Genomic DNA, 23,276 nt, shown 5'->3' with positions numbered 1-23,276 from the left:
GACGCACATGAGCCGTTTGGCTGTTGTTCTATTGACCGCACTGCTTGGCGTCAACGCCATGGCCGCCGACGTTATCGACCCTAATCGCACGAAGGAATTCGGCGATATCACCGTGCGCTACAACACCTTCACCTCCAGCTTCCTGCAGCCGGAAACCGCCCAGGCAGTGGGCGTAGTGCGCAGCAAGAACAAGGGCTTGATCAACGTGTCGGTGTTCAAGGGCGTGACGCCCGTGGCAGCGCAAGTGACCGGCACCATCAAGGACTCGCTCGGCAAGAGCGAAGTACTGACCTTCAAGCAGATCACCGAAAAAGGCGTGACCAACTACCTCGCGCCATACTCGGTGCCGCAGCAGGAATTCAAGACCTTCACCATCAATGTTGAAACCGGCGGCAAGGCCCACGGTTTCAGCTTTGTCCAAGAACTCTTCCCGGCCGAATGATGAACCTCACCCAACTCGTACTGGCCAGCCATAACGCCGGCAAGCTCAAAGAACTGCAAGCCATGCTCGGTGGCTCCGTGCAGCTGCGCTCGATCGGCGAATTCAGCCAGGTCGAGCCGGAAGAAACCGGCCTGTCGTTCGTCGAAAATGCCATCCTCAAGGCGCGCAATGCCGCACGCCTCTCCGGCCTTCCGGCGCTGGCCGATGACTCGGGCCTGGCGGTGGACTTCCTGGGCGGCGCCCCTGGCATCTACTCGGCGCGTTATGCCGATGGCAAGGGAGACTCGGCCAATAATGCCAAGCTGCTGGACGCGCTCAAGGATGTGCCGGACGCCATGCGTGGCGCGCAGTTTGTGTGCGTACTGGCCCTGGTGCGACACGCCGATGACCCGCTGCCGATCCTCTGCGAAGGGTTGTGGCACGGGCGTATCCTGCACGCGCCCAGCGGTGAACACGGCTTTGGCTATGACCCGCTGTTCTGGGTACCGGAGCGCAATATCTCCAGCGCCGAACTGAGCCCGGCCGACAAGAACCAGATCAGCCACCGCGCCCGCGCAATGGATTTGCTGCGCCAACGCCTGGGCCTGAAATGACGCAAAACACCTCCGCGCAGCCGCTGATTCACGGCGGCGCGCGAACACCACGGGCGGCCCTGCCCCACTTGCCGCCCCTGGCGCTGTACATCCACATTCCGTGGTGCGTGCGCAAATGCCCTTATTGTGACTTCAACTCCCACACCGCCAGTAGCGTGCTGCCGGAAGAGGAGTATGTGGATGCCTTGCTGGCCGACCTCGATCAGGACCTGCATGCGGTGTATGGCCGCGAGCTGAGTTCGATCTTCTTTGGTGGCGGCACGCCCAGCCTGTTCAGCGCCGCCGCGTTGGGGCGCTTGCTCGAAGGCGTGCAAGCGCGCATTCGGTTTGCCGACGACATCGAGATCACTCTGGAGGCCAACCCCGGGACTTTCGAGCAAGAAAAATTTGTCGCGTACCGCAAGCTGGGGATCAACCGGCTGTCCATCGGCATCCAGAGCTTCCAGCAGGCGAAGCTCGAAGCCCTGGGGCGTATCCACAATGGCGATGAAGCCGTACGAGCTGCCGATATGGCGCGTCAGGCGGGCTTTGATAACTTCAACCTGGACTTGATGCACGGCCTGCCCGATCAGTCCCTGGACGACGCCCTGAGCGACCTGCGCCAGGCCATTGCGCTCAAGCCTACGCACCTGTCCTGGTACCAACTGACCCTGGAGCCCAACACCGTATTCTGGAACCAGCCACCTGCGCTGCCGGAAGACGACACGCTGTGGGACATCCAGGAAGCCGGCCAGGCGCTGCTTGCCGAACATGGCTACCGGCAATATGAAGTGTCGGCCTATGCCCAGGCGGGCCGCCCGGCCCGGCATAACCTGAACTACTGGAGCTTCGGTGACTTTATCGGCATCGGCGCCGGCGCCCACGGCAAGCTCAGCCACCCGGACGGGCGTATTGTGCGCACCTGGAAGACGCGAGCGCCGAAGGACTACCTCAACCCGGCCAAAAGCTTCCAGGCTGGAGCCAAAGAGCTGACGAACGAGGAACTGCCGTTCGAGTTCCTGATGAACGCCTTGCGCCTCACCGAAGGTGTCGAAGCCAGACTCTATGCCGAACGCACCGGCCTCGACCTGGCCAGCCTCGACGAAGGCCGCCGCGAGGCAGAACAAAGTGGCTTAATGCAGGTCGAACCGTCACGCCTGGCGGCGACCGACCGCGGGCAACTTTTTCTCAATGACCTGTTGCAGAAGTTTTTGAGCTGATCGCTCTTAAGGAAATCACATGGATTTGGTACTCGACCTGCTCGCCACTGTGTCCCGCTGGAGCCGTAGCAACCTGTCGGAAATCTCCCTGGCCCTCGTGGGCTGTTTGCTGGTGCTGTTCGGCGCCGACATCAAGGGTTGGGTCGAAGCGCGCCTGGGCAGCATTGCTGGCGCTTTGCGCGTACCGCTGATGGCGCTGGTGTGCATGATCGGCAGCGGCGCGGCGCTGATCTATGCCACGCCGTGGATTGTGCGGGGGTTGAGCCAGTTCAATAACTACAGCCTGGCACCGGTGCTGGTGGTCGTGCTGGTGTTGATTGGCGTTGTCGCAGACCGGCGCTAATTCCAAGCACACTGCAAAAACAAATGTGGGAGCAAGCTCCCACATTTTTTACCGCATTTCAAAACTGCGGCCGGGTCAGGCCAGTTTCTCGAACTTCAAATCCCACACCCCATGCCCCAATCGCTCGCCGCGGCGTTCGAACTTGGTGATCGGACGCTCGGCCGGGCGTGGCACGCACTTGCCGTCTTCGGCCAGGTTGCGGTAGCCGGGCGCGACGTTCATCACTTCCAGCATGTATTCGGCATACGGCTCCCAGTCGGTCGCCATGTGCAGGATACCGCCCACTTTCAGCTTGCTGCGTACCAGTTCCGCGAAGGAAGCCTGGACGATGCGACGCTTGTGGTGACGAGCCTTGTGCCACGGGTCAGGGAAGAACAGCATCAGGCGATCGAGGCTGTTGTCGGCGATGCAGCGGTTGAGCACTTCAATCGCGTCGCAGTCATAGACTCGCAGGTTGGTCAGGCCCTGGGTCAATACGCCATTAAGCAGCGCGCCGACACCCGGACGGTGTACTTCCACACCGATGAAATCCTGTTCCGGCGAAGCGGCGGCCATTTCCAGCAAGGAGTGACCCATGCCGAAGCCGATTTCCAGGGAACGCGGGGCCGAACGGCCGAACACCTGGTCGTAGTCCACCGGCGCGTCAGCCAGGGGCAATACGAACAGCGGCGTGCCCTGCTCCAGGCCCTTTTGCTGGCCTTCGGTCATGCGACCGGCGCGCATCACAAAACTCTTGATACGGCGGTGCTTGGACTCGTCACCTTCTTCCACGGTGTTTGGCGTTTCGTTTGATTCAGTCATCAATAGCTCTTACTTGATCAGACCATCCAGCGGCGAGGAGGCGCTGGCGTAGAGTTTTTTCGGCATGCGGCCGGCGAGATACGCCAGGCGGCCTGCAAGGATGGCGTGTTGCATGGCTTGGGCCATCATGACCGGTTGCTGGGCATGGGCGATGGCCGAGTTCATCAGCACCGCATCGCAGCCCAGCTCCATGGCGATGGTGGCGTCGGAGGCAGTCCCCACGCCCGCATCCACCAGGACCGGGATCTTGGCTTCTTCAAGGATGATCTGCAGGTTGTACGGATTGCAGATACCCAGGCCGGAACCGATCAGACCGGCCAGCGGCATCACGGCGATGCAGCCGATGTCTGCCAGTTGGCGCGCGATGATCGGGTCATCGCTGGTGTAGACCATCACGTCGAAACCTTCCTTGACCAGGGTTTCAGCGGCCTTGAGGGTTTCGATCACGTTGGGGAACAGGGTTTTCTGGTCGGCCAGTACTTCCAGTTTCACCAGGTTATGGCCGTCGAGCAGCTCACGCGCCAGGCGGCAAGTACGCACGGCTTCGATGGCGTCGTAGCAACCGGCGGTGTTCGGCAGAAAGGTGTAGCGATCCGGCGACAACACGTCGAGCAGGTTCGGCTCGCCTTCGATCTGGCCCAGGTTGGTGCGGCGCACGGCAAACGTGACGATCTCGGCGCCCGAGGCTTCGATGGCCAGACGGGTTTCTTCCATGTCGCGGTACTTGCCGGTACCGACCAGCAGACGGGACTGGTAAGTACGACCGGCCAGAACGAAGGGCTTGTCGCTACGAACGATGCTCATGGGAAATCCTCGAAATGGGGTGAGGTTCTGCAGAATGCGGGTTGGCGCGATTGAGCGCCTGACAGCTAGCCGCCGCCGATGGCGTGGACCACTTCGACCTGGTCACCTTCGGTGAGCGCGGTCTCGGCGTGCTGGCTACGCGGGACGATATCCAGGTTGAGCTCCACTGCGACGCGACGCCCGGTCAGGTCCAGGCGGGTCAGCAGGGCCGCAACGGTTTCACCGTCGGGCAGTTCAAAGGGTTCGCCGTTCAACAGAATGCGCATGCCACGGGCCGTCATCGTTTTTAGGGGCCAGCATTCTAGCGCGATTGAGACCTCAAGGTCAGCTCCAAGCGTCAAGCGGTCAGTTGCAAGCGCCACGCGGCCAAGCCAAGGAAGAACCATCCGAGCAGAAACGCCAGCCCGCCAAATGGCGTGATGATCCCCAGTTTGCTGATCCCGGTCAGGGTCAGCACATACAGGCTGCCAGAGAACAGCAGGATGCCGAAGGTAAACGAGAGACCCGCCCAATTCACCAATCGGCCCGGGATATGCGCAGCCAGCAACGCCACGCCGAACAGCGCCAGGGCATGCACCAACTGATAGGTCACGCCGGTATGGAAGATCGCCAGGTACTCGGCGCTCAGGCGGTTTTTCAGGCCGTGGGCGGCGAAAGCCCCCAGGGCGACCCCGGTAAAGCCGAAAAAGGCAGCCAGCATCAGAAAGCTACGCAGCATGAGGAACTCCAGTCAGACTCAAAGGGCCGGGTCTGTATAATGGCCCGCTCAACGGGTTCGGCCAAGCCATCTCTATGCTGCGTTTCCTCTTCAAGCGTTTCCTCACAGTCGTGAAATGGTTTGCCATCGGCAGTGTATTGCTGGTGCTGCTGTTGCGTGTCGTGCCGCCACCGTTCACGGCGCTGATGGTGGAGCGCAAGGTCGAATCCTGGATTGATGGCGAGCCGATTGACCTGCAGCGCACCTGGGTGCCGTGGGCTGAGATATCCGATGAACTGAAAGTGGCGGTGATGGCCGGTGAAGACCAGCGCTTCCCGCAACACTGGGGCTTTGATTTCGGCGCGATCCAGGCGGCGATTCTGCATAACGAGCGCGGTGGCTCCATTCGCGGTGCCAGTACCCTGAGCCAGCAGGTCTCCAAGAACCTGTTCCTGTGGGCCGGCCGCAGCTATTTCCGCAAGGGCCTGGAAGCCTGGTTCACTGGGCTGATCGAGGTGTTGTGGCCCAAGCAGCGGATTCTTGAGGTGTACCTCAACAGCGTGGAATGGGATGAAGGGGTATTTGGGGCGCAAGCGGCAGCAGAGCATCACTTTGGAGTGAGTGCCAAGGCGCTTTCTCGCCAGCAGGCCAGTTATCTGGCGGCAGTGCTGCCCAACCCACGGGTGTGGAGTGCCAGTCATCCAACGGCCTATGTGGCAAGGCGGGCAGCTTGGATTCGCCAGCAAATGAGCCAGCTGGGTGGGGATGGTTACCTGACTGAGCTGAACAACTCCAGAAAAGCCCCCTGGTCCGACTGATACCACTCAGAAACAACTGTGGGAGGGGGCTTGCTCCCGATTGCTGTGCGTCAGTCACAGATGAACTGGCAGAAACACAGCTATCGGGAGCAAGCCCCCTCCCACATTTTGACCAGGCCGCGCTTTAAGCAGCGATGGACAACTTCAGCTTGTTCATCGCGCTTTTCTCAAGCTGGCGAATCCGCTCGGCCGACACGTTGTACTTCTGCGCCAGGTCGTGCAGCGTGGCTTTTTCTTCCGCCAGCCAACGCTGGTAGAGGATGTCACGGCTGCGGTCGTCCAACACTTCCAGCGCTTCGTGCAGGTTGTGGTTGGAGTTGTCGCTCCAGTCGGCGTCTTCCAGTTGACGGGCCGGGTCATACCGGTGGTCTTCCAGATAGTTGGCCGGCGATTGGAAGGCGCTGTCGTCGTCCGCTTCGGCGGCCGGGTCGAAGGCCATGTCATGGCCGGTCAGGCGGCTTTCCATCTCGCGCACTTCACGTGGCTCCACGCCGAGGCTTTCGGCCACGCGGTGGACTTCTTCATTGTTCAACCATGCCAGGCGTTTCTTCTGGCTGCGCAGGTTGAAGAACAGCTTGCGCTGGGCCTTGGTGGTCGCGACTTTCACGATGCGCCAGTTGCGCAGGATGAACTCGTGGATTTCCGCCTTGATCCAGTGCACGGCAAACGACACCAGGCGCACACCCATTTCCGGGTTGAAGCGCTTTACAGCCTTCATCAGGCCAACGTTGCCTTCCTGGATCAGGTCAGCCTGGGCCAGACCGTAGCCGCTGTAGCTACGGGCGATATGTACGACAAACCGCAGGTGGGCGAGCACCATCTGCCGAGCCGCCTCCAGATCCTGCTCATAGTAGAGACTCTCGGCCAGTTCACGCTCCTGCTCGGGCGTCAGCAATGGAATGCTGTTCACCGTGTGCACATAGGCCTCCAGGTTCGCACCCGGGACCAAGGCATAAGCAGGTTGCAAAGAAGTGGTCATACGAAAAAACCTCCGACTCACATAACTCGTGCAGCTAAGCACTGCGAAAATTGACCGGGAACCGTAGGACAAGTTCCCTAAACCACCCATACGGTCAATACAAACGAAACCACATTAATCTGACATTAACTACTTCGGTGCCAGCTCGCGTAAATGACGAGCGACCGCAATCCACGCACCGATATACCCCAACAAGACAGCGCCAAGCAAGAGACTCAGACCATCGGCCACCGGCACGCCGGCCAAGGCAAAATCGCTGCCGTACAACCCGGCAAGCCCGACGACCGCGTCGTTCAGCCAGTCAAGGCCAAACGCCAGCACGCCCCAGGACAAAATCCCCGCACCAAAGCCATAAAGCGCGCCCATGTACAGAAAAGGACGACGCACATAGCTGTCTGTGCCGCCGACCAGTTTAATCACTTCTATCTCGGTGCGACGGTTTTCAATATGAAGACGAATGGTATTACCTATCACCAAAAGTAATGCAGACACCAACAGCACCGTCAGCCCGAATACAAAGCGGTCACCCAGCTTGAGGATCGCGGCCAGGCGCTCCACCCAGACTAGATCAAGCTGCGCCTGTTGCACCTTGGGCATCTCTGCGAGTTTTTGTCGCAGGGCTTCCAGGGCCGGCTTGTCGACTTCATTGGGCGTCACCAGCACCACACCCGGCAGCGGGTTCTGCGGCAACTCCTTGAGCGCCTCGCCCAGCCCGGATTGTTGCTGGAATTCCTCAAGGGCCTGGTCACGGCTGATGTATTCAGCATCGGCGACGCCCGGCAATTGCTTGATGTCATCGCGCAGGCCCTCGCCATCTTTGGCACTGGCGTCGATGTTCAGGTACAGGGAAATCTGTGCCGCACGCTGCCAGGAGCCACCCAGGCGCTCCACATTATTGAGCAGCAGCGACAACCCCATCGGCAGGCTCAATGCCACCGCCATCACCAGACAGGTGAAGAAACTGCCGATCGGCTGCTTGCCCAGGCGGCGCAGACTGTCGAGCAAGCTGGCACGATGGCTTTCGATCCAGGCGTGCAGCAGGGTGCCGAAGTCCGGGCCCTCATCATCGTCGCGCTTTTTCTTCTTCTGCGGTTGCGGGTCAGCCGCTTTCGGCGCCACGCGCTCGGAAACTTTAGGGCTACGTGTTGCACTCATACACCCGCCTCCCCGTCACCGATCAGGCGGCCACGCTGCAGGGTCAGCATGCGGTGACGCATGCGGGCGATCAGTGCCAGGTCGTGGCTGGCAATCAGCACGCTGGTGCCCAGACGATTGATGTCTTCGAACACGCCCATGATCTCGGCGGCAAGGCGTGGGTCGAGGTTACCGGTCGGTTCGTCCGCCAGCAGCAAGGCCGGGCGGTGGACGATGGCGCGGGCAATGCCGACGCGTTGTTGCTGGCCGGTGGACAGGTCGCCAGGATAAAGATCGGTCTTGTCCGACAACGCGACACGCTCCAGGGCCGAGTCCACGCGCTTGATGATCTCGGCCTTGGACAGCCCGAGGATCTGCAACGGCAGCGCGACGTTATTGAATACCGTGCGATCGAACAACAACTGGTGGTTCTGGAACACCACGCCGATCTGGCGACGCAGGAACGGAATCTGCGCATTGCTGATGGTTGCCAGGTCTTGCCCGGCCAACAGCAGTTTGCCGGTGGTAGGGCGCTCCATGGCCAATAGCAGGCGCAACAAGGTGCTCTTGCCGGCGCCGGAATGGCCGGTGACAAACAAAAACTCGCCGCGACGCACTCGAAAGCTCAGCTCATGCAAGCCCACATGCCCGTTGGCATAGCGTTTACCGACCTGTTCGAATCGAATCATGAACGCTCCCGTTCGGCAAACAGTGCCTGTACAAAGGGTTCGGCTTCAAAAGTGCGCAGGTCGTCGATGCCTTCACCGACGCCGATGTAGCGAATCGGCAACCCGAACTGTTTTGCCAGGGCGAAGATCACGCCACCTTTGGCCGTGCCGTCGAGCTTAGTCAATGCCAGGCCGGTCAGTTGCACCGTCTGGTTGAATTGCTTGGCCTGGCTGATGGCGTTCTGGCCAGTACCCGCGTCGAGCACCAGCAATACTTCGTGTGGCGCATCGGCGTCGAGCTTGCCGATCACGCGGCGCACTTTCTTCAGCTCTTCCATCAGATTGTCTTTGGTGTGCAGGCGACCGGCGGTATCGGCGATCAACACATCGATGTTGCGCGCCTTGGCGGCCTGCACGGCGTCGAAGATCACCGAAGCAGAATCGGCACCGGTGTGCTGGGCGATCACCGGGATCTTGTTGCGCTCACCCCACACCTGCAGCTGTTCAACAGCAGCGGCGCGGAAGGTGTCACCGGCCGCCAGCATGACTTTCTTGCCTTCTGACTGCAGTTTTTTCGCCAGTTTGCCGATGGTGGTGGTCTTGCCCGCGCCGTTCACACCCACAACCAGGATCACGAATGGCTTGTTCGGCGTGATCACCAGCGGCGCTTCCACGGGCTTGAGCATCGCGGCCAGTTCAGCCTGCAGTGACTTGTAGAGGGCGTCGGCGTCGGTCAACTGCTTGCGCGCCACCTTCTGGGTCAGGCTCTGGATGATCACCGCAGTGGCTTCGACGCCCACGTCGGCGGTCAACAAACGGGTTTCGATGTCTTCCAGCAGTTCGTCATCGATGACCTTCTTGCCCAGGAACAGGCTGGCCATACCTTCGCCGATGCTTGCGCTGGTCTTGCTCAGGCCCTGCTTGAGGCGAGCGAAGAAGCCGGTTTTGCTGGCTTCGGTGACGGCGGCGACAACCGGCTCTGGCTCCGGCTCGATCACGACCGTAGCAACCGGCTCCAATGCCGGCGGCGCTTCGACCACTACCGTTACGGGCTCAATGACGGCAGGAATGGGCGGCGTGACATGTTCGGCTTGCACATCCTCAACCAGCGCCACGGGCTCTTCGGCCACCGGCAACTGTGGCCACGGCGTATGTATCGGGTTGGACTCGGGCTCAGGCTCAGGCGCGGCCTCGACCACCGGCTGCAACACCGGTTCAGCCATCGGCAATACCACCGGCGCCGGAGTTTCGGCAACCGGTTCGGCCGCAACTACTGGGGGCTCTGGAATCGGCTCAGGTTGAACCTGCGGCTGTTCGACGACGGGTTCCTGCGGCCTTTTGCGCAGCCATCCGAACAGGCCTTTTTTCTCGCCAGCCGCAGCTGGGCTCTTCTTGTCGTCGTTGGAACCAAACATGGAGGACGGCTATCTCAAAGTAGCGATGCGCCAGGGCGCTTCGGTAAATAAATTCAATGCAGAACAGACTGCTTTAAAGCTCGCTTGTTCATGCGCAACATTTTCAGGGCATAAATAAAGACCCTGACAAATCGATTCAATATAGGACTGAAGCGATAACATCGGCGAAAAGTGGAAGATCGTCGGGGAAACCCACGCTCTATTCCAAGATTCCGACGACTGAACCCGGGACAGGATGACCGCCGCAGTGGCCGTGTCCAAATCGGATCAGTATCCTAGCACCTCCTCGCCCGCCGACGCTAAGACCAAGCGGGCAGCCCAACAGGTTTAAAAACGAATGAATGCTCTAGCCCGCCGCGCCGCAGGCCTGCTGCTCAGCACAGTTTGTCTGCCCCTTTGCGCTTTCGCAGCCGACCCACAACCTACCCATGAATTCACCCTGGATAACGGCCTCAAAGTGGTCGTGCGCGAAGATCATCGTGCTCCGGTGGTGGTTTCCCAGGTTTGGTACAAGGTGGGTTCAAGCTACGAAACCCCAGGCCAGACCGGTTTGTCCCACGCCCTGGAACACATGATGTTCAAAGGCAGCGCCAAGGTCGGCCCCGGCGAAGCCTCGCTGATCCTGCGCGACCTGGGCGCCGAGGAAAACGCCTTCACCAGTGACGACTACACCGCCTATTACCAGGTGCTGGCCCGTGATCGCCTGGGCGTAGCCTTCGAACTGGAAGCCGACCGCATGGCCAGCCTGCGCCTGCCGGCCGATGAGTTCAGCCGCGAAATCGAAGTGATCAAGGAAGAACGCCGCCTGCGCACCGACGACAACCCAATGTCCAAGGCCTACGAGCGCTTCAAGGCCATGGCCTACCCGGCCAGCGGCTACCACACGCCGACTATCGGCTGGATGGCCGACCTTGAGCGCATGAAGGTCGAGGAGCTGCGTCACTGGTACCAGTCCTGGTACGTGCCGAACAATGCCACCCTGGTGGTCGTCGGCGACGTCACGCCGGACGAGGTGAAAAACCTGGCCCAACGTTATTTCGGCCCGATTCCCAAGCGCGACGTGCCACCGGCCAAGATCCCACTGGAGCTGGCCACGCCTGGCGAACGCCTGCTGACCATGCGCGTACAGACCCAGTTGCCGAGCGTTATCCTCGGCTTCAACGTCCCAAGCCTGGCAACGGCCGAAGACAAGCGCTCGGTACAAGCCCTGCGCCTGATCTCCGCCTTGCTGGATGGCGGCTATAGCGCACGTATTTCCGAGCAACTGGAACGTGGTGAAGAACTGGTTTCAGCCGCCTCCACCGGCTACGACGCCTACACCCGTGGCGACAGCCTGTTCACCCTGACGGCCACGCCGAACCAACAGAAGAAAAAGACCATTGCCCAAGCCGAAGCCGGCCTGTGGCGCCTGCTGGAAGAGCTGAAAGCCAAACCGCCGACCGCCGAGGAACTGGAGCGCATCCGCGCCCAGGTCATTGCCGGCGTGGTCTACCAGCGCGACTCCATCACCAGCCAGGCCACGGCCATCGGTTCGCTGGAAACCGTCGGCCTGTCCTGGAAGCTGATGGACACTGAACTGGCCGAGCTGCAAAGCGTGACGCCGGAAGATATCCAGAAAGCCGCGCGCACCTATTTCACCCGCGATCGTCTGAGCGTCGCCCATGTTCTGCCTGAGGAGACCGCTCATGAGTAATCGAAGCAGCCGCCTGATCTTTCCCGGCCTGGTCGTCGTCACCCTGGTCGCCGCAAGCGCCGTGTACTTCCTGCGCCCAAGCGAATCCGTCGCCAGCCAGGCGCTGGACAAGGCGCAATCGAGCAACACCCTGCAATCGCTCGCGGAGTTGGACGGCAAGGCGCCGACCAACCGCAAACTCGACGTGCAAACCTGGAACACCGCTGAAGGCGCCAAGGTACTGTTCGTCGAAGCCCATGAACTGCCGATGTTCGACATGCGCATCCTGTTCGCCGCCGGCAGCAGCCAGGACGGTGACGTCCCGGGCCTGGCCCTGATGACCAACGCCATGCTCAACGAGGGTGTGCCGGGCAAGGATGTGAGCCAGATCGCCAGCGGTTTTGAAAGCCTGGGCGCCGATTTCGGCAATGGCGCTTACCGCGACATGGCGCTGGTGTCCTTGCGCAGCCTGAGCGACAGCGACAAACGCGATGCCGCGTTGAACCTGTTTGATGAGGTGATCGGCAAGCCGACCTTCCCGGCCGACTCCCTGGCGCGCATCAAGAACCAGATCCTTGCCGGTTTCGAATACCAGAAGCAGAACCCCGGCAAACTGGCGAGCCTGGAGCTGTTCAAACGCCTCTACGGTGACCACCCGTACGCGCACCCGAGCGAAGGCACCGCCGAAAGCGTTCCAAAAATCACCCTCGCCCAGCTGCAGGCGTTCCACGCCAAAGCTTACGCCGCGGGTAATGCAGTCATTGCAGTGGTCGGCGACCTGACCCGCGCCGAAGCCGAAGCGATGACCGCCAAGGTTTCCGCATCGCTGCCCAAAGGTCCGGCGCTGGCCAAGATCGCTCAGCCAAGCGAGCCCAAGGCCGGCCTGAGCCACATCGAGTTTCCGTCCAAGCAGACTCACCTGCTGTTCGCCCAACTGGGTATCGACCGCGCCGATCCGGACTACGCAGCCCTCTCCCTGGGCAACCAGATCCTCGGCGGCGGCGGCTTCGGCACTCGCTTGATGAGTGAAGTGCGCGAAAAACGCGGCCTGACCTACGGCGTGTACTCCGGCTTTTCGCCGATGCAGGTACGCGGCCCGTTCATGATCAACCTGCAGACTCGCGCCGAAATGAGCGGCGGCACCCTGCGCCTGGTCGAGGACGTGCTGGCCGACTACCTCAAGACCGGCCCGACGCAAAAGGAACTGGATGACGCCAAGCGCGAGTTGGCCGGCAGCTTCCCACTGTCGACGGCAAGCAACGCCGATATCGTCGGGCAACTGGGCGCGATGGGTTTCTACAACCTGCCGCTGAGCTATCTGGAAGATTTCATGAAACAATCCCAGGCCCTGACCACAGAGCAGGTCAAGGCTGCCTTGAACAAACACTTGAGCGCCGACAAGATGGTCATCGTGACCGCCGGCCCGACGATTGCGCAAAAGCCACTACCGCCCCCCACTGACAAACCCGCCGAGCAACCGCTCGGGGTTCCGGAGCATTAATGGCCAGTTCATCTCGCCCGAAAAAACCTGTCCACAACGTCCATAACGGTGTGGGCCAACTGCGCATCATTGGTGGTGAATGGGGCAGCCGCAAGCTGAGCTTCCCCGATGTCGTGGGCCTGCGCCCGACGCCGGATCGCGTGCGTGAAACCCTGTTCAACTGGCTCGCGCCGCACATCGGCGGGGCCAAGGTACTGGACCCGTTTGCCGGTAGCGGCGCGCTGTTCCTGGAGGCGCTGTCCCGTGGGGCGGCCCAAGGCCAGGCGCTGGATGCCAGCAATGTGGCGGTGTCCAGCCTCAAGGAACACCTGGGCACCTTGCGCTGCACCACCGGCCAGGTCCAGACCGCCGACGCCTTGCGCTACCTGGACACCCAGCCGGCCAGCGAATACGACGTCGTGTTCCTCGACCCACCGTTCAACCAGAACCTGTTGCCGACCGTGTGTGCGTTGCTTGAAGAACGCCAATGGCTGGCGCCCGATGCCTGGATCTACACTGAAAGCGAGACTGCGCCATCCACGCTTGGCCTGCCGGGCAGTTGGCGCCTGCACCGGGAACAGAAGTCCGGCCGCGTGTATTACGCCCTGTGGCACCGCAACACCATGTAGTGAGCGGGCTTGCCCCGCGCTGGGTGGCGCAGCCGCCCTAAACCAGGCGCCTAATTTCTGCCTGGATACATGCCTTAAAACCAGACGCCTGAGCTCTACCCGGACGCATGCGTTGGACGGATTGGGACGGCTGCGCCGCCCAGCGCGGGGCAAGCCCGCTCACTACAGAGACCTTCATGAAGATGTCGTCTGGAAATTTTACGCCCGCCTTCGGCCTCGGCAACCCACATCTGCAAACGCTGTGGGGGCCGTTGTGGCGCCCGACCACCCACCTCGAGCGCCAGCGCGAACGTTTATGGCTGGACGACGGCGACTTCCTTGACCTCGACTGGCATGGCCCCCACGACGTGCAAGCACCGTTGGTGCTGGTGCTGCATGGGCTGACCGGCTCATCCAACTCACCCTACGTGGCCGGCCTGCAAAAAGCCCTCGCCGAGCAGGGCTGGGCCAGTGCGGCGCTGAACTGGCGCGGCTGTTCGGGTGAGCCAAACCTGCTGGCACGCAGCTATCACTCGGGTGCCAGTGAAGACCTGGCGGCGGCGATTGCACACCTGCGAGCCAAACGGCCGTTGGCACCGCTGTATGCAGTTGGTTATTCGCTGGGCGGCAACGTGCTGCTCAAGCATCTGGGTGAAACCGGTGAAAGGTCGGGCTTGCAAGGCGCGGCGGCGGTATCGGTGCCGTTTCGTCTGGATCAGTGTGCGGATCGTATCGGGCTGGGGTTCTCCCGGGTTTACCAAAAGCATTTCATGCGCGAAATGCTGACGTACATCCGCGTCAAACAGAGCCGTTTTCTGCAGGACGGTCGTGCTGAAGGGCTGAAAACCCTGGAAGCACTCGGTTCGTTGGAAAAAATGCGTACGTTTTGGGATTTCGACGGACGAGTGACCGCACCGCTGCACGGTTTTCTGAATGCCGAAGACTATTACCGTCGCGCATCGAGCCGTTACTACCTGAGTGGGATCCGCACCCCCACCCTGATCATCCAGGCCGCCGACGACCCCTTCGTGTTCAGCCACAGCCTGCCCGAAGCCAGCGAACTGTCAGATTGCACCGAGTTCGAGTTGCTGGCCAAGGGTGGGCACGTGGGGTTTGTGGACGGTTCGCTGAAGCGCCCCGGCTACTACCTCGAACGACGAATCCCACAATGGCTACAGACAAAACGCAGTTAAACATGTGGGAGGGGGCTTGCTCCCGAAGGCGGTGTATCAGTATCAGATGTCCTGACCGACCTACTGCTATCGGAGCAAGCCCCCTCTCACATTTTGATTGGATTCACACCGGCATTACGTCAATCGCCAGTAGCGACCTTCCGCGCAGGATCGGTAATCCACTCGCTCCACGACCCCGCATACAAGGTGCCCAAGGGGTAACCCGCCAGGCTCAGGGCGAACAGGTTGTGGCACGCCGTCACGCCTGAGCCGCAATAGGCAACCAGCTTGTCCGGCGAGCGGCCCTGCAACTGCGCGGCAAACCGCTGCTTGAGCTGTTCGGCCGGCAGGAAGCGGCCGTCACTGCCCAGGTTTTCACTGAATGCCGCACATTGCGCACCAGGAATATGCCCGGCGACCGGATCGATAGGCTCCACTTCGCCGCGAAAACGCGGTTGAGCGCGGGCATCGATCAACGTCATGCCGGGTTCGCCCAGACGTTTTTGCAGCTGTTCGGCATCTACCAGCAGATGATTGTCCGGCGTGCCGGTAAAGGCTCCCGGCTCAATCACCGGTGCATCCAGGCTCAACGGGAAACCGGCCGCGTGCCAAGCCTTGAGGCCGCCGTCCAGGATAAACACGCCATCGCGCTTGCCCAGCCAGGCCAGCAGCCACCAGGCGCGGGCGGCATAGGCGCCAGGCCCGTCGTCATACAGCACAATGTCGGTGTCGGCGTTGATGCCCCACGCCCGCAGTTGCTGTACCAGAGAGTCCGCCGCCGGCAGCGGGTGACGACCGGTCACGCCCTTCGTCACCGGGCCGCTGAGGTGACGCTCCAGGTCGGCGTATTGCGCGCCTTCGATATGCCCTTCGGCATAGCTGCAAAGCCCATAGTCAGGGTCTTCCAAGGCAAAACGGCAATCAAGGATCACCAGCCCTCCACGCTGTTGGCGCTCGGCCAGTTGCTGGGGGCTGATCAGTTGCGCAAGCGGCATGACGGACTCCTGTGAACAGATTAGGGAAAGGTCCTACTTCACTTCTTCCAGTGCCTGATTCAACGGCACGTAAAACTCTTTGAACAGCGCATCCACCGCTTCCTTCGCCTGAGGCGTGACAAACCCCGCCTCCAGCACCAGCACCTGATACACCCCGCGTTTGATCGCTTCAGCGCTCAAGTGGGCGGAGTTTTCATTGGTGGTGCACAGGAAACGCACCCAGGAGGTCAGGATGATCCAGGCATTGAGGGTCAGGGCTTCGGTTTGCATCTTATCCATATTGAGGATGCCGGCATCGACGAACCCTTGGTAGATGGCACCGCCCTGGGTCAGGCAACGTTGGGAGAAACGCCGGTAGCCGGTGGCCAGTTCCGGGTCGCTTTCCAGCAAATGTTCAAGGTCACGGTGCAGGAAACGATAGCGCCACATGCCGGCCAGCACGGCCTGCAGATAGAAGCGTTTGTCTTCGACGGTGACGGCGCGGCCTTGGGGCGGGCGCAGGAAACTGTCCACCAAGGCTTCATATTCACGAAACAGTACGGCGATGATCGCCTGCTTGTTGGGGAAGTGGTAGTACAGGTTGCCCGGGGAAATTTCCATATGGGCGGCAATGTGGTTGGTGCTGACGCTACGCTCGCCCTGCTGGTTAAAAAGCTCCAGGCTGGTTTGCACAATGCGCTCGCTGGTCTTTACTCGTGGTGCCATAGGGGATCAGCTTCTATACACGTGATGAGGCATCTTACGGCCTATCCTTGCCAGGATAAATCCGCATGTTGCTGCAATGTTATTTGACAATTTAGAGTAATGACTCTAATAAATGGTGCCTTCCAATAATAGTCGGGAACTGCGCCATGCCTGCCAACGTTGCCTATCTGCAAGATTCCCAGGGGCCGGATCAACTCCAGCCCCTGTTCGACGCACAACGGCGTGCCTACGCGGCCAACCCGATGCCGCCGGCCGAGCAGCGCCAGCAATGGCTCAAGGCATTGCGCGACCTGCTCAGTGACGAACGCCAGGCGTTGATCAACGCGATCAGCCAGGACTTCAGCAACCGCAGCGCCGACGAAACCCTCTTCGCCGAATTGATGCCCAGCCTGCATGGCATTCACTATGCCAGCAAACACCTCAAGGGCTGGATGAAACCCTCCCGCCGCGCCGTAGGTATCGCCTTCCAACCGGCTTCAGCCAAAGTCATCTACCAACCGCTGGGTGTGGTTGGGGTGATCGTGCCCTGGAATTACCCGTTGTATCTGGCTATAGGCCCGCTGGTCGGGGCTTTGGCGGCGGGGAACCGGGTGATGCTCAAGCTCAGCGAGTCCACCCCTGCCACTGGCGAGCTGCTCAAAGCCCTCTTGGCGAAAATCTTCCCCGAGGATCTGGTGTGCGTGGTGCTGGGCGAGGCCGAAGTGGGCATGGCGTTTTCCAGGCTGCCCTTCGATCACCTGCTGTTTACCGGCGCCACCAGCATCGGCAAGCATGTAATGCGTGCTGCCGCCGAACACCTCACGCCGGTCACCCTGGAACTGGGCGGCAAATCGCCTGCCATCGTTTCCGCCGATGTGCCGCTCAAGGATGCCGCCGAACGCATCGCCTTCGGTAAAGCCTTGAACGCCGGGCAGACCTGCGTGGCACCGGATTACGTGTTGGTGCCGGAAGATCGTATCGAGGATTTCGTCGAAGCCTACACCCAGGCCGTTCGCGGGTTTTATCCGACCCTGGCTGACAACCCGGACTACACCGCCGTCATCAACGAACGGCAATTGGCCCGGCTCAATAGCTACGTCAAGGACGCGACCGACAAAGGCGCCACCCTGATTGCGCTGTATGACCAGGGCCAGGCACGACGCATGGCCCACAGCCTGCTGCTTGACGTCAGTGATGACATGATCGTGATGCAGGATGAAATCTTCGGGCCTTTGCTGCCTATCGTGCCTTATCGCGGCCTCGACCAAGCCTTTGCCTACATCAACCAACGCCCTCGCCCACTGGCCCTTTACTACTTTGGCTACAACAAGGGCGAACAGAACCGTGTGCTTCACGAAACCCATTCCGGTGGCGTATGCCTGAACGACACTCTGCTGCATGTGGCTCAGGACGATATGCCGTTTGGTGGCATCGGCCCCTCAGGCATGGGCCACTACCATGGGCATGAAGGCTTCCTGACGTTCAGCAAGGCCAAAGGCGTATTGGTGAAGCAGCGCCTGAACGCCGCAAAGTTGATCTACCCGCCTTACGGAAAATCGATCCAGAAGTTAATCCAGAAGCTGTTTATCCGCTGATATCTCTACCTTCGGCACTCTCCACCTTCGGGACTCTCCACCTTCGGGACCATAAAAACAATGAACCCCAGCCTGACTGAATCACCCGCGCTGTCACGGCGCGGCGTCTTGAAAATCGGCCTGTGCGCCAGCGCCTTCCTGGCCACTGCCGGGTTGGGCGCCAGTCTCAGTGGCTGCTCCAGCAGCACCCCGGCCAGCGGCTTTGCCATGCTGCGCAGTAGTGATCTGCCCTTCCTGCGTGCAGTGATCCCGGTGCTGCTCGAAGGCGCCGCCAGCGCCCAGGTGGTGGTCGACGGGGTTGAAGACACCCTGAAAAAACTCGACTACAGCCTGCAACACCTGTCGCCGGAAATGTTCAAGCTCACCCAGCAACTGTTCGATGTATTGGCCATGGGCATCACTCGTGGTCCGTTGACCGGGATCTGGGGCAGTTGGGAAAACGCCAGCGCGGAGCAAATCCGCAATTTCCTGCACCGCTGGGAAAACAGCTACCTGAACCTGCTGCGCATGGGCCAGGGCTCGTTGCTCAAGCTGGTGATCATGGCCTGGTACTTCCGGCCAGAATCCTGGGCCCACTGCGGCTACCCCGGCCCGCCGAAGATCTGATGCGTATCTTCCCTCATAAAAACAAGAGACGACCCTGATGCCCGTACCCGATCTGTTCCGCGACGGCCTGGCCCGCGGCTGGAAAACCCACAATGGCGCCGCCCTCGACAACGACCTGACCCTGGAAGCCGACGTGGCGATCATTGGCAGCGGTGCCGGCGGCGGCACCACGGCTGAAATCCTCAGCGCGGCGGGCTACAAGGTGCTGCTGATCGAAGAAGGCCCGCTCAAGACCAGCAGCGACTTCAAGCTGTTGGAGGACGAGGCCTACGCCAGCCTGTACCAGGAAGGCATCGGCCGCATGAGCAAGGACGGCGCGATCACGATCCTGCAGGGGCGGGCCGTGGGCGGTACCACGCTGATCAACTGGACCTCCAGCTTCCGCACACCCGACCCCACGCTGACCCACTGGGCCAGTGAATACGCGGTCAAAGGCCACAGCAGCGCCGAGATGGCGCCGTGGTTCGAGAAAATGGAACAACGCCTGGGCATCGCACCCTGGGCCATTCCACCCAACGCCAACAACGATGTGATCCGCAAGGGCTGCGAACAGCTCGGCTACAGCTGGCACGTGATCCCACGCAACGTGCGCGGCTGCTTCAACCTGGGTTATTGCGGCATGGGTTGCCCGGTCAACGCGAAGCAGTCAATGCTGGTGACCACCATTCCGGCCACCCTGGAAAAAGGCGGTGAGCTGCTCTACCTGGCCCGTGCCGAACGCCTCAAATACAGCGGCGACACCATCAGCAGCCTGGAGTGCGTGGCCATGGACGAGCGCTGCGTGGCACCCACCGGCCGCAAGATCACGGTCAAGGCCAAGCATTACGTGCTGTCCGGCGGCGGCATCAATAGCCCGGCACTGCTGATGCGCTCGGACGCGCCGGATCCGCACTCGCGCCTGGGCAAGCGCACGTTCCTGCATCTGGTGAATTTTTCCGCCGGGCTGTTCGACGAGGTGATCAACCCATTCTACGGTGCGCCACAGTCGATCTATTCCGACCACTTCCAATGGCAGGACGGCACCACCGGCAAAATGTCCTACAAGCTCGAGGCGCCGCCCTTGCACCCGGGCCTGGCCAGTACCTTGTTCGGTGGCCACGGCACGCAAAACGCGCTGGAGATGGGCCAGTTGCCCCACACCCACGCCATGCTGGCGTTGATGCGCGACGGTTTTCACCCCGACAGCCAAGGCGGCACCGTGGACTTGCGCGGGGACGGTACGCCCGTGCTCGACTATCAAGTCTCACCTTATGCCTGGGACGGCCTGCGCCGGGCCTTTCACAGCATGGCCGAGATCCAGTTCGCCGCCGGCGCAAAGTCGGTCAAGCCACTGCATCACGATGCGCGTCATGTGAACACCCTGGCCCAAGCACGCGAACTGATTGACGGCCTGAACCTGGAACTGCACCGAACCACGCTGGGCAGCGCCCATGTGATGGGCGGTTGCGCCATGGGTGAAGATCCGAAAATCGCAGTGGCCGATAGCCTCGGTCGCCATCACCAACTGCGTAACCTGTCGATCCACGACGGCTCGCTATTTCCCACCAGCATTGGTGCCAACCCGCAATTGTCGGTGTATGGCTTGACGGCGCAACTGGCGACGGCATTGGTCGAACGTCTGAAAACAGCATGAAAAAACCGGGTATTCACGGTATCTATCTACATAAGTCGACTTGGCCGACCGGGATGGCTGCGATACCATCCGGTTCCCCAACGGACTCCGCCAGGACGACGCGATGAACCGAGTGTTGTACCCAGGTACCTTCGACCCGATTACCAAAGGCCATGGCGATCTGGTCGAACGCGCCTCTCGCCTGTTCGACCATGTGATCATCGCAGTCGCGGCCAGCCCCAAGAAAAACCCGCTGTTTCCCCTGGAACAGCGCGTGGAACTGGCGCGTGAGGTCACCAAGCACCTGCCCAACGTGGAAGTAGTGGGTTTCTCCACACTGCTGGCCCATTTCGCCAAAGAGCAGAACGCCAATGTATTCCTGCGTGGCCTGCGTGCGGTGTCGGACTTCGAATACGAATTCCAGCTGGCCAACATGAACCGCCAATTGGCGCCAGACGTGGAAAGCCTGTTCCTCACGCCGTCGGAACGTTATTCGTTCATTTCCTCGACGCTGGTCCGTGAGATCGCGGCGTTGGGCGGCGATATCACCAAGTTCGTGCACCCGGCCGTCGCCGATGCGCTGACGTTACGCTTCAAGAAGTAAGAATGACTGTGGCGAGGGAGCTTGCTCCCTCGCCACAGGCTCGCACTGCGGGCGCCAATGCGGCACAATTGCGCGCATTAGTTTTCAGATGCCTTGGCTGACCGCCCTGGCAGGAGTTTCCATGTCCCTGATCATCACCGACGATTGCATCAATTGCGACGTCTGCGAACCTGAGTGCCCGAACGCTGCCATTTCCCAGGGCGAAGAGATCTACGTGATCGACCCGAACCTGTGCACCCAGTGCGTCGGCCACTACGACGAGCCTCAATGCCAGCAAGTGTGCCCGGTAGACTGCATTCCACTGGACGAAGCGCATCCCGAGACCGAAGAGCAGTTGATGGAGAAGTACCGGAAGATTACCGGTAAGGCCTGAAGTTTATCGGCGCCCATTCGGGCCTCATCGGGAGCAAGCCCCCTCCCACAGTTGACCAGGTTCCACCATGAGAATGCGGTCGAGTGTGGGAGGGGGCTTGCTCCCGATGGCGATATCCGCCCTCACACCGCAATCAGCGCTGGCACTTGGGGCAAAACACACTCGCCCGCTGCCCCAGCACCACATTGCGCAACTCGCTCCCGCAGACCTTGCACGCCTCGCCTCCCCGGCCGTAGACGAACAGTTCCTGCTGGAAATACCCCGGCTGTCCGTCACCACCGATAAAGTCCCGCAGCGTGGTACCGCCCCGCTCGATGGCGGCCGCCAGCACGCGCTTGATCTCGATCGCCAGCTTCAAGTACCGCGCTCGTGAAATGCCGCCGGCCTCTCGACGCGGGTCGATGCCCGCCGCAAACAGCGCTTCCGTCGCGTAGATATTGCCCACGCCCACCACCACCGCGTTGTCCATGATGAATGGCTTCACCGCCATCGAACGGCCACGGGACAGTTGGAACAGGCGCTCGCCATCGAACAGCTCGGTCAAAGGCTCCGGGCCGAGGCGGATCAGCAGTTCGTGATTGTGTGGGTCCTGGCTCCACAGCATCGCGCCGAAGCGCCGCGGGTCGGTGTAGCGCAGCGCCAGGCCGGATTCGAGTTCAATGTCCACATGCTCATGCTTGGCCGCCGGCAGGCCGGCTTCCACCAGGCGCAAATTACCCGACATGCCCAGGTGGCTGATCAGGGTGCCCACTTCAGCGTTGATCAGCAGGTATTTGGCCCGCCGCTCCACCAGCACGATGCGTTGCCCGGACAGGCGCACGTCCAAGTCCTCCGGGATCGGCCAGCGCAGGCGTCGCTCACGCACCACCACACGGCTGACGCGCTGGCCTTCCAGGTGCGGGGCAATTCCGCGTCTCGTGGTTTCGACCTCTGGTAACTCGGGCATGTGTACCTCTTGAAGACAGGTTTAGTGGGCGCCCAGTTCGCGGATCGACAATTTCATGCTTTCGAAGTCGTAGTCCGACAGGCCCACGTAGTCCAGCACCAGATGGCCGATGGCGTCCCACTCGTGGTCCACCGCCTGGTTGCCCAGCACGCGGTGCGACGAACAAATGTGCTCGGCCATTTTCAGGATTGCCAGCAGGTTTTTCAGCTGCGAATTGCGCGACGACTCATCGCTGAAAATCGCCAGGGCGTTGTGATGGTTGGCAATCGCGTCGGTCACGTGTTCCGGCAGGCGCCAGGATTTGGCGGTGTAATAGCCGACCACGGCATGGTTGGTGTTGAACGCATTGTTTTCGGTGTCGACCACACGGCAGTCGGGGTTGGTGTTGGCGTAGGCTTCCTCGAGCACCGTCATGTAGTTGGGAAAGCGCTTGAGCATCAACGGCACGCCGCAATCGTGGAACAGGCCCAGGGCATAGGCCTCGTCGACCGCTTGCGAGCCGGTGCGCTTGGCCAGGGTCAGGCAGGTCATGGCCACATCCTGGGCAGTGTCCCAGAAGCGGTTGAGGGTGACGATGGTGTCGTCGCTCATCTCGCCCCTGATCGACTGCGCGTTGATCAGGTTGATGATCGAGCGGCTGCCCAGCAGGTTCACGGCGCGCTGGATCGAGGCGATCTTGTTGCTCAGGCCGTAATACGGCGAGTTGACGATTTTCAACAACGCGCCGGACAGGCCCGGGTCCTGGGAGATCAGCCGTGCAATCACCTCCAGGTCTGGGTCGGGCATGTACTGCTCCATCTGCAAATCCACCATGATTTGCGGTTGAGGCGGCACACTGATGCCTTGCAGGGCCTGTTGGATCTGTTCGGCGGAAAGCTCTTGGGACATAAGTACACACTCTGGACTAGACGGGGATTCTAACCTCTATAGGAACCTGACCGACACCTCAAAAACCTGAACAAAAACCCGGTCAAATGGGCGAGAGGGCTGGTTGCCGACTGCATCAGCGCCGTACGTCAGATACACCGCGCCGCCT

26 protein-coding genes are annotated in these 23,276 nt (G+C 61.0%); 14 read left to right on the top strand and 12 right to left on the bottom strand.

The features are described 5' to 3' along the window. The first annotated feature begins 7 nt into the window (after positions 1-7). From DK870_RS11180 to DK870_RS11165, 4 genes are read left to right on the top strand one after another with little or no spacing between them, the layout of a single operon-like run. On the top strand, positions 8-442 hold the full coding sequence (locus DK870_RS11180; RefSeq protein WP_090368220.1) for a DUF4426 domain-containing protein: 435 nt from the start codon (positions 8-10) through the stop codon (positions 440-442). Further along, positions 439-1,035 carry an RdgB/HAM1 family non-canonical purine NTP pyrophosphatase gene (gene rdgB, locus DK870_RS11175; RefSeq protein ID WP_161548653.1) on the top strand — a complete coding sequence of 199 codons (597 nt, stop codon included), beginning with the start codon at positions 439-441 and terminating at the stop codon, positions 1,033-1,035. The genes DK870_RS11180 and rdgB overlap by 4 nt, the downstream gene beginning before the upstream one ends. Continuing rightward, on the top strand, positions 1,032-2,234 hold the full coding sequence (gene hemW / locus DK870_RS11170) for a radical SAM family heme chaperone HemW (RefSeq protein ID WP_090368218.1): 1,203 nt from the start codon (positions 1,032-1,034) through the stop codon (positions 2,232-2,234). Before rdgB ends, hemW begins: the two co-directional genes overlap by 4 nt. A 19-nt stretch (positions 2,235-2,253) precedes the next feature. Beyond that, positions 2,254-2,577 (top strand): DUF3392 domain-containing protein, encoded by a 324-nt coding sequence (locus tag DK870_RS11165; RefSeq protein ID WP_016972961.1) that lies wholly within the window; start codon positions 2,254-2,256, stop codon positions 2,575-2,577. 75 nt (positions 2,578-2,652) lie between these two features. On the opposite strand, the gene trmB is transcribed toward DK870_RS11165, so the two are convergent. The 4 genes from trmB to DK870_RS11145 all read right to left on the bottom strand — a co-directional run bounded on the left by trmB (position 2,653) and on the right by DK870_RS11145 (position 4,900). Further along, on the bottom strand, positions 2,653-3,378 hold the full coding sequence (gene trmB / locus DK870_RS11160) for a tRNA (guanosine(46)-N7)-methyltransferase TrmB (protein WP_060753471.1): 726 nt from the start codon (positions 3,376-3,378) through the stop codon (positions 2,653-2,655). A gap of 9 nt (positions 3,379-3,387) precedes the next feature. Beyond that, entirely contained in the window at positions 3,388-4,182 is a 795-nt protein-coding gene (locus DK870_RS11155) for a thiazole synthase (RefSeq protein ID WP_060753472.1), read from the bottom strand. A gap of 65 nt (positions 4,183-4,247) precedes the next feature. After that, entirely contained in the window at positions 4,248-4,448 is a 201-nt protein-coding gene (gene thiS / locus DK870_RS11150) for a sulfur carrier protein ThiS (RefSeq protein WP_060753678.1), read from the bottom strand. A gap of 71 nt (positions 4,449-4,519) precedes the next feature. Continuing rightward, the gene (locus DK870_RS11145; protein ID WP_060753473.1) at positions 4,520-4,900 is read right to left on the bottom strand and encodes a DUF423 domain-containing protein; all 381 of its coding nucleotides are present in this window, start codon (positions 4,898-4,900) and stop codon (positions 4,520-4,522) included. 74 nt (positions 4,901-4,974) lie between these two features. On the opposite strand from DK870_RS11145, the gene mtgA reads away from it, so the two are divergent. Then, positions 4,975-5,697 (top strand): monofunctional biosynthetic peptidoglycan transglycosylase, encoded by a 723-nt coding sequence (gene mtgA / locus DK870_RS11140; RefSeq protein ID WP_161548652.1) that lies wholly within the window; start codon positions 4,975-4,977, stop codon positions 5,695-5,697. 124 nt (positions 5,698-5,821) lie between these two features. On the opposite strand, the gene rpoH is transcribed toward mtgA, so the two are convergent. From rpoH to ftsY, 4 genes are all read right to left on the bottom strand, one after another. Beyond that, a complete protein-coding gene (gene rpoH / locus DK870_RS11135) occupies positions 5,822-6,676 on the bottom strand; it encodes an RNA polymerase sigma factor RpoH (RefSeq protein ID WP_060753475.1) in 855 nt (284 codons plus the stop codon). A 129-nt stretch (positions 6,677-6,805) separates the two neighbouring features. Beyond that, positions 6,806-7,831, bottom strand: a complete 1,026-nt coding sequence (gene ftsX / locus DK870_RS11130) for a permease-like cell division protein FtsX (protein ID WP_090368208.1) — start codon at positions 7,829-7,831, stop codon at positions 6,806-6,808. Continuing rightward, the gene (ftsE, locus tag DK870_RS11125; protein WP_003176700.1) at positions 7,828-8,499 is read right to left on the bottom strand and encodes a cell division ATP-binding protein FtsE; all 672 of its coding nucleotides are present in this window, start codon (positions 8,497-8,499) and stop codon (positions 7,828-7,830) included. The genes ftsX and ftsE overlap by 4 nt, the downstream gene beginning before the upstream one ends. Beyond that, positions 8,496-9,893, bottom strand: a complete 1,398-nt coding sequence (gene ftsY / locus DK870_RS11120) for a signal recognition particle-docking protein FtsY (RefSeq protein WP_161548651.1) — start codon at positions 9,891-9,893, stop codon at positions 8,496-8,498. Before ftsY ends, ftsE begins: the two co-directional genes overlap by 4 nt. Positions 9,894-10,230: 337 nt before the next feature. On the opposite strand from ftsY, the gene DK870_RS11115 reads away from it, so the two are divergent. The 4 genes from DK870_RS11115 to DK870_RS11100 all read left to right on the top strand — a co-directional run bounded on the left by DK870_RS11115 (position 10,231) and on the right by DK870_RS11100 (position 14,846). After that, on the top strand, positions 10,231-11,586 hold the full coding sequence (locus DK870_RS11115; RefSeq protein WP_161548650.1) for a pitrilysin family protein: 1,356 nt from the start codon (positions 10,231-10,233) through the stop codon (positions 11,584-11,586). After that, positions 11,579-13,066 carry a pitrilysin family protein gene (locus tag DK870_RS11110; RefSeq protein WP_104994936.1) on the top strand — a complete coding sequence of 496 codons (1,488 nt, stop codon included), beginning with the start codon at positions 11,579-11,581 and terminating at the stop codon, positions 13,064-13,066. Before DK870_RS11115 ends, DK870_RS11110 begins: the two co-directional genes overlap by 8 nt. Continuing rightward, the gene (gene rsmD / locus DK870_RS11105; RefSeq protein ID WP_104994937.1) at positions 13,066-13,674 is read left to right on the top strand and encodes a 16S rRNA (guanine(966)-N(2))-methyltransferase RsmD; all 609 of its coding nucleotides are present in this window, start codon (positions 13,066-13,068) and stop codon (positions 13,672-13,674) included. The genes DK870_RS11110 and rsmD overlap by 1 nt, the downstream gene beginning before the upstream one ends. A gap of 176 nt (positions 13,675-13,850) precedes the next feature. Beyond that, positions 13,851-14,846, top strand: coding sequence for a hydrolase (locus DK870_RS11100; RefSeq protein WP_161548649.1), 996 nt, complete (start codon positions 13,851-13,853; stop codon positions 14,844-14,846). Positions 14,847-14,965: 119 nt separating this feature from the next. Here DK870_RS11100 and DK870_RS11095 read toward each other — a convergent pair whose 3' ends face one another. Then, positions 14,966-15,820: a sulfurtransferase gene (locus tag DK870_RS11095; protein ID WP_161548648.1), complete on the bottom strand. Its 855-nt coding sequence runs from the start codon at positions 15,818-15,820 to the stop codon at positions 14,966-14,968. 33 nt (positions 15,821-15,853) lie between these two features. Continuing rightward, positions 15,854-16,525 carry a TetR/AcrR family transcriptional regulator gene (locus tag DK870_RS11090; RefSeq protein WP_161548647.1) on the bottom strand — a complete coding sequence of 224 codons (672 nt, stop codon included), beginning with the start codon at positions 16,523-16,525 and terminating at the stop codon, positions 15,854-15,856. A 146-nt stretch (positions 16,526-16,671) separates the two neighbouring features. Here DK870_RS11090 and DK870_RS11085 point away from each other — a divergent pair, with 146 nt between their 5' ends. The 5 genes from DK870_RS11085 to DK870_RS11065 all read left to right on the top strand — a co-directional run bounded on the left by DK870_RS11085 (position 16,672) and on the right by DK870_RS11065 (position 21,294). Beyond that, the gene (locus DK870_RS11085; protein WP_161548646.1) at positions 16,672-18,099 is read left to right on the top strand and encodes a coniferyl aldehyde dehydrogenase; all 1,428 of its coding nucleotides are present in this window, start codon (positions 16,672-16,674) and stop codon (positions 18,097-18,099) included. 60 nt (positions 18,100-18,159) lie between these two features. Beyond that, positions 18,160-18,705 carry a twin-arginine translocation pathway signal protein gene (locus DK870_RS11080; protein ID WP_161548645.1) on the top strand — a complete coding sequence of 182 codons (546 nt, stop codon included), beginning with the start codon at positions 18,160-18,162 and terminating at the stop codon, positions 18,703-18,705. 37 nt (positions 18,706-18,742) lie between these two features. Continuing rightward, entirely contained in the window at positions 18,743-20,338 is a 1,596-nt protein-coding gene (locus tag DK870_RS11075; RefSeq protein ID WP_161548644.1) for a GMC family oxidoreductase, read from the top strand. A gap of 103 nt (positions 20,339-20,441) precedes the next feature. Beyond that, complete coding sequence (gene coaD, locus DK870_RS11070; protein WP_003176711.1) at positions 20,442-20,921, top strand: pantetheine-phosphate adenylyltransferase; 480 nt, start codon at positions 20,442-20,444, stop codon at positions 20,919-20,921. Between the two features lie 121 nt (positions 20,922-21,042). Continuing rightward, the gene (locus DK870_RS11065; protein ID WP_003195146.1) at positions 21,043-21,294 is read left to right on the top strand and encodes a YfhL family 4Fe-4S dicluster ferredoxin; all 252 of its coding nucleotides are present in this window, start codon (positions 21,043-21,045) and stop codon (positions 21,292-21,294) included. A gap of 133 nt (positions 21,295-21,427) precedes the next feature. Here DK870_RS11065 and mutM read toward each other — a convergent pair whose 3' ends face one another. Continuing rightward, positions 21,428-22,240, bottom strand: a complete 813-nt coding sequence (mutM, locus tag DK870_RS11060) for a bifunctional DNA-formamidopyrimidine glycosylase/DNA-(apurinic or apyrimidinic site) lyase (protein WP_060753488.1) — start codon at positions 22,238-22,240, stop codon at positions 21,428-21,430. A 21-nt stretch (positions 22,241-22,261) separates the two neighbouring features. After that, a complete protein-coding gene (locus tag DK870_RS11055) occupies positions 22,262-23,074 on the bottom strand; it encodes an HDOD domain-containing protein (protein ID WP_178126866.1) in 813 nt (270 codons plus the stop codon). Positions 23,075-23,276 lie beyond the last annotated feature (202 nt).

This window comes from Pseudomonas sp. Q1 (genome assembly GCF_009935975.1).
Classification (GTDB): Bacteria; Pseudomonadota; Gammaproteobacteria; order Pseudomonadales; family Pseudomonadaceae; genus Aquipseudomonas; species Aquipseudomonas palleroniana.
Note: the sequence above shows the minus strand (reverse complement) of the source record. Positions and strands in the feature narration are given on the sequence as shown.